Source organism: Qipengyuania sp., from assembly GCF_042095715.1.
Taxonomy (GTDB): domain Bacteria; phylum Pseudomonadota; class Alphaproteobacteria; order Sphingomonadales; family Sphingomonadaceae; genus Qipengyuania.
Window position 1 is genome coordinate 1 of record NZ_JBELMO010000123.1, and the last position, 4627, is coordinate 4627.

The following is a 4627-nucleotide window of genomic DNA, read 5'->3' on the forward strand; positions in this document are numbered from 1 at the left end:
TCAGCCCGCCATCACACGAAGATGAGAAGGCGGAGCGACCTTCAGACCAAAGAACCCACCCGGCAGATGCCAATAGGCAAAATGCACAACCCAATACATCGAACGCCCGGCTTTTATTTTGCGATAGAAAAACCATGCAGCGACACTGAAGAGAAGTCCGATAACGATGTGCTGCGCAAGAATTCCCCATCCGAATGGAATCAACATTATGAGGAATTCATCAAGCGTCCAGAACCCGATCAACTCGGGATCGTCGAGGTGTCTTGGGATTGAATACTGGTCCAAAGGTCGTCACCGCCAATTTGGGGGCGGCTGCGTCTCGCGAGGCAATCAGCAGGCCGCATCCCGTGGTGAGAGTCCGATCGAAAAATCAGACCGTGCCGGTAATCGTCGAGGTGACGATCGGCACGCCCGTGCCGGCACCGACCCCCACACCAACCGGGATCGCGACCTGGCCAAGCGAAAAGCGACCGGAGGCAAGCGCCACGATGCCGCCGGCAAGCGACAGCACGGTGATGATCTTACCGCCCGAGCCTTCGAGGAAGTTGGTGAACTGCGTCAGCGCGGTATCGAACGTGGAGTCGGTACCGGCCATCGCGGCATCGATTCCGAATACGCTCATCCCGGCCGCTGCAGCCAAAGCGACGGCAAGGTTCGCGCCGCCCTTCTTGAGGTCGAGTGCTTTCATTGTCTTTCCCTTCTGGTTTGACGAATGGCGCAATGCGCCAAGACCAGAAGGGGAGATCGGGAACCATTTCTCAACTATTGCGTGGGTATCTTTAGCTTTACCCGACTTCGAATCACCGTTTGCATGGCCGCTCGGCATCGAAATTCGTCCCTACCGGGTGCAAAAACGAAGCCACTTGGCTACGCCAGTGTGCCTACCTGGCAAGAAATCGGGCCCACGATGGACCGAATACAGAGCCAGCTGGCCTGTATGCAGAGCCACCTCCCCCGTCTAAACACAAAATCTGATTCTCTGACCTTTCGAGCCGCTGACAGGGCGCGCCCGCACAAAGATTTGAGGGGGCGAGGAGCTTCTATGTCAGACGACAGCGAGGTTGTGCATGAGTTGCTGATGGGCGAGCAGCCCTTCGCGATAATCGCGGACGCGATCCGAATCCTCACGGTTGAAAGGTTGAAGTTTCAGCGCCTGAAAGACGTGATTATTGAGGTCATCAACTCCCGCCCGAAACCTACCAAGGAACAGCTCAAGCTTTTCGCGGGACAGCTCCCGCTGGACGGCCGAGTGCGGATCTATCTTCGCCTTTCGCGCCCACTCAATGCCAGATTGGACGAGATAAAGACTGATTTGAGTGAGCGTCTCGGCGGCCATTGCGGTGTCCGGGAGGCGGTTGTTTTTTGCGCGCTCGTAATTTCTCAACGATAAAGTTTGACTTGCCAAACATCGCTACCCTCTTCCAAGGTATGCGTATGCATAGGGCGGGGCATCGGAGGAACTATGTCCGAGGGGTCACAGCGAGCTGAGATTAAAAGTTGCACTCAGCTTCAGGAGGAATATTCGGTCCTCATCAGAGATCAGATGCAGAAGCGCGGCGTGAGCGTGCGGAAGCTGGTCAACGAAGGGGTCATCCGGCGTAGCCATCGCAACCGCTTCTTCGAACGCATTGCCGAAGGATCGCTCCCGATCGCTGAGTTCCATGCCGTGTCTGCACGACTCGAAATCGATCCGATCCGCGCTGCGATCACAGTTCAGTGTTTCTCGGACCCAGCTTCCTATGAAGATCCGTGCTGCGAGACCTCGGCTCTCGTTGCGATCGCTATGGCCACCCATCTGCCAAGCGAGCTCGCTGCCTGCGAAGGCACCTTCGAGACCATTCGCGACGAACTCTGCAACGGAATTGCAAAAAACACGTCTTCCGCAATCGCAAAATACCACCGCAAGCTCGAAGACCGACGCAACGGTGGAGACTTCGATTTCGCCTACGGTTGAGCGTTGCTCGGACTACCTGGGTGGTCTCTGCTGGCCATCCGGCGCCCCACATGTCGCAACATAGCGCTCTCATTGCCGAACAGGGATCTGGCGCAGAATGAAATACGGAAAGCAGCGGAGGTCTAAATGAAAGCCCTCGTCGTCAATCAAGCGAAAAGCGGCGATGTCAATTTCAAGCATACGCGGTTCGGACGGAACGAGGCGATGTTCGGTGAGCTGGATCGGACAGCTTCGGGCTCGGTCACCATATGCAAGAGGCACGCTGGTAGCCAGGAATCATGAAGCAAGAAGCTCTCATCGCCTGGACGTCGCTCTACATTGCCGTCGGTATCATGGCGCTGATGTGCGCTGTCCTCGCTGTTCTGGTAACCGCACACGATTGGCGCGCCGGAAGGTGGCGTCCCGCCCTCGCCACCCGTCTCGACAAGACGCTGCTTCTGCCAAAGATCTGGCTTCGCTGGCAGATCAACTATCTCAAAGGCGCACCGGTCATCGTCGCGGTAGCTTTGTATTACGCCTGGAGCGTGGGGTTCTCAGTTTTCTGGGATCTTTGACGGCCGAGCGAAGGAAACCAGCTTTGTCCTCCTGAACGGGTTGGCAGCGAGTAACGGCGGAGACCGCACTTCGGGAGCCGCGCCGCCATCGAGCGTCGACATGATCGTTCGCACATAATTGCGGGTCTCCCGGAAAGGCGGGATCCCGTCGTACTGCTCAATGCGGCCCGGACCGGCGTTATAAGCCGCCAGCGCAAGTTCCCACGAACCAAACCGATCGAGCTGCTCGCGCAGATAGCGCGCGCCGCCAGTTAGATTCTCGCGCACGTCCCACGGGTTGCGGACATTCAGATAGCGCGCGGTCCCCGGCATGAGTTGCGTGAGTCCCATCGCGCCTGCATGACTTCGCGCGTGGGGACGATAGCGGCTCTCTTGCGCAACCAATGCGTCGAAAAGCGTTACGGGAACTCCGGCTTCGCAGGCTGCTGTAAGAATATTATGGAAGTAGAGGCGCCGGCGCGTTTGGGCATCCGCGCTGATGCCCTGACGAGGAAAGTACCCTGTCGTGAGGCAATCCGGATCAGGAAAGTATGCTCTGCGGCGATAGACGCTATAGTCGAATTTCGGGCGCCCTCCCCTCATCCAATCCGGCACGAAGGTCGCTGCCGGAACAAGGTCGAGTGACGGCTCGGCCCCGGGCTCCATAGTCGCGTTGAGGTTCGCGAAGTCGGCCTCGAGTGCCGAAGCTCGTGATGGCAGAGCCTGGGAATCGTTGAAAGGCGAAGCCGCCGATGGAACACCCGGTATGAGCATTACAAACGCGGACGAGCGTTCTGGCGAGAATGTTTGCAATTGCGCTTGCTGCGCGGATGCCGGGACAGACAGGAAGAGGATTGCAACCAGTAGATTTTTCATAACCATACCTTTCGGCATGGTTTTTCTATCGCTTCGCTCTTCTAGATGCGCCCAGACTGATAGGCAATGCTCCGCAATCGATCCGCTCTCATATCACGGGTGAAGCCGCGTATCGAGCGCGAAGCGTTCCTGCTCGACCAGTTCATAGGCACCGGCTGCTTTCACGGGATCGAACATCAAGTTCCAGCTTTTTGACGACACGGCGCTCGGTATCAGCAAGAATGCATGGTTCTCGAGTAGTGCGTTGCCGAACGTCTGCTGTCCTGCACTCGGTATCCCAGGTGACAGCCAGTTGGGATTGGGTACGTCGCCCGGTTGCACGATCTTTACCGTCGAGGGATCCTTAACGCGCAACGCAGTCAATACGTGTGGAACGGTATCAAGCACGCGGAAGGTCTTATGGACCGCAACCTCAAGAATAGCGGTAGACGGATCTATCGCGCAGTAAACCACTCTCTTGCCTGGAGCATTCCACCGGCCTCCGACGCGATAAGCGCCTTCGCCACTATTCCATGTCGCTCTGAAATCGTCGTGGTCGAGACGCCAAGCGTGGATGTCCTCAGACCCCAGCCCTCCCGGCAGCGGCGTCACGCGTATACGCCATATTTCAGTCGTTCAAGGTGGGTTTCGACTAGCTCCGTGCCTGCCGGCGTGCTGAGAAGATCGATCGGCAGACGCTGATTCAGCCCCAAGGCTGGGCGGTTGAAGAATGCCTCCGCGTCCTCTTGATTTCCGAACACCTCGATTGCTTCCTCGAGCAGCTCAGCGAATTTCCACGCCCGTCCGCTTTGTTCAAGGCTCAATCGCTTTGGCGAATCCTCCCTTTTTCGGCGCTGCAGGGTACGAAGACTGATACCCATCGCCTTCTCGAAAGCGCCGGGCTGCTGCAACAAGGCAACGTTCTCGGACAAAAAGATCAGTGCTCCGCCGGGGAAACCCTTTTCGATCACCTCGTGCGCGTCGAGACGATTGCGGAGCGGCCGCTTGAAGGTTGATTTGCCCCCAAGCCGGCGGCCCGCTCGGGTAACGATCGCATCATCCTCTCGTTCAATCACTGTCGCCATATGTCACCTGTCGTTTGTAGAGCGACATATGGCATCGAGAGCGATCTTGTCAATTCACTGTGAGCCCCAAGAGACTGATGCGTGCAGGCGATTTGGCGGGGTTTCAGTCTCGATCAGTGCCTCACACGGCCGGGTGCAGAATAGCTGGCGTCAGGCTTTTCGTTTCATAAAGCTGACTTCCACCGCTGCGTACGGTGTGC

8 protein-coding genes are annotated in these 4627 nt (G+C 57.4%); 2 read left to right on the plus strand and 6 right to left on the minus strand.

The window, feature by feature from the left end; translation table 11 throughout:
* The 3 genes from traL to ACFDTG_RS16165 form a co-directional block, all read right to left on the minus strand.
* Positions 1-285, minus strand: coding sequence for a type IV conjugative transfer system protein TraL (gene traL / locus ACFDTG_RS16155; protein ID WP_063612615.1), 285 nt, complete (start codon positions 283-285; stop codon positions 1-3).
* An 85-nt stretch (positions 286-370) separates the two neighbouring features.
* Positions 371-688, minus strand: a complete 318-nt coding sequence (locus ACFDTG_RS16160) for a hypothetical protein (RefSeq protein ID WP_063612614.1) — start codon at positions 686-688, stop codon at positions 371-373.
* 357 nt (positions 689-1045) lie between these two features.
* Positions 1046-1336, minus strand: a complete 291-nt coding sequence (locus tag ACFDTG_RS16165) for a hypothetical protein (protein WP_147367019.1) — start codon at positions 1334-1336, stop codon at positions 1046-1048.
* 207 nt (positions 1337-1543) lie between these two features.
* Between ACFDTG_RS16165 and ACFDTG_RS16170 the strand changes: the two genes are divergently transcribed.
* Positions 1544-1954: a hypothetical protein gene (locus tag ACFDTG_RS16170; RefSeq protein ID WP_063612612.1), complete on the plus strand. Its 411-nt coding sequence runs from the start codon at positions 1544-1546 to the stop codon at positions 1952-1954.
* A 278-nt stretch (positions 1955-2232) separates the two neighbouring features.
* On the plus strand, positions 2233-2508 hold the full coding sequence (locus ACFDTG_RS16175) for a hypothetical protein (RefSeq protein ID WP_063612611.1): 276 nt from the start codon (positions 2233-2235) through the stop codon (positions 2506-2508).
* Here ACFDTG_RS16175 and ACFDTG_RS16180 read toward each other — a convergent pair.
* The 3 genes from ACFDTG_RS16180 to ACFDTG_RS16190 form a co-directional block, all read right to left on the minus strand.
* Positions 2488-3381: a lytic transglycosylase domain-containing protein gene (locus tag ACFDTG_RS16180; protein ID WP_082863934.1), complete on the minus strand. Its 894-nt coding sequence runs from the start codon at positions 3379-3381 to the stop codon at positions 2488-2490. The two genes, ACFDTG_RS16175 and ACFDTG_RS16180, sit on opposite strands and share 21 nt — an antisense overlap.
* A 75-nt stretch (positions 3382-3456) precedes the next feature.
* The gene (locus ACFDTG_RS16185) at positions 3457-3954 is read right to left on the minus strand and encodes an RES family NAD+ phosphorylase (RefSeq protein ID WP_119587717.1); all 498 of its coding nucleotides are present in this window, start codon (positions 3952-3954) and stop codon (positions 3457-3459) included.
* Positions 3951-4427 (minus strand): antitoxin Xre/MbcA/ParS toxin-binding domain-containing protein, encoded by a 477-nt coding sequence (locus ACFDTG_RS16190; protein WP_063612609.1) that lies wholly within the window; start codon positions 4425-4427, stop codon positions 3951-3953. The genes ACFDTG_RS16185 and ACFDTG_RS16190 overlap by 4 nt, the downstream gene beginning before the upstream one ends.
* Between the last annotated feature and the right edge of the window lie 200 nt (positions 4428-4627).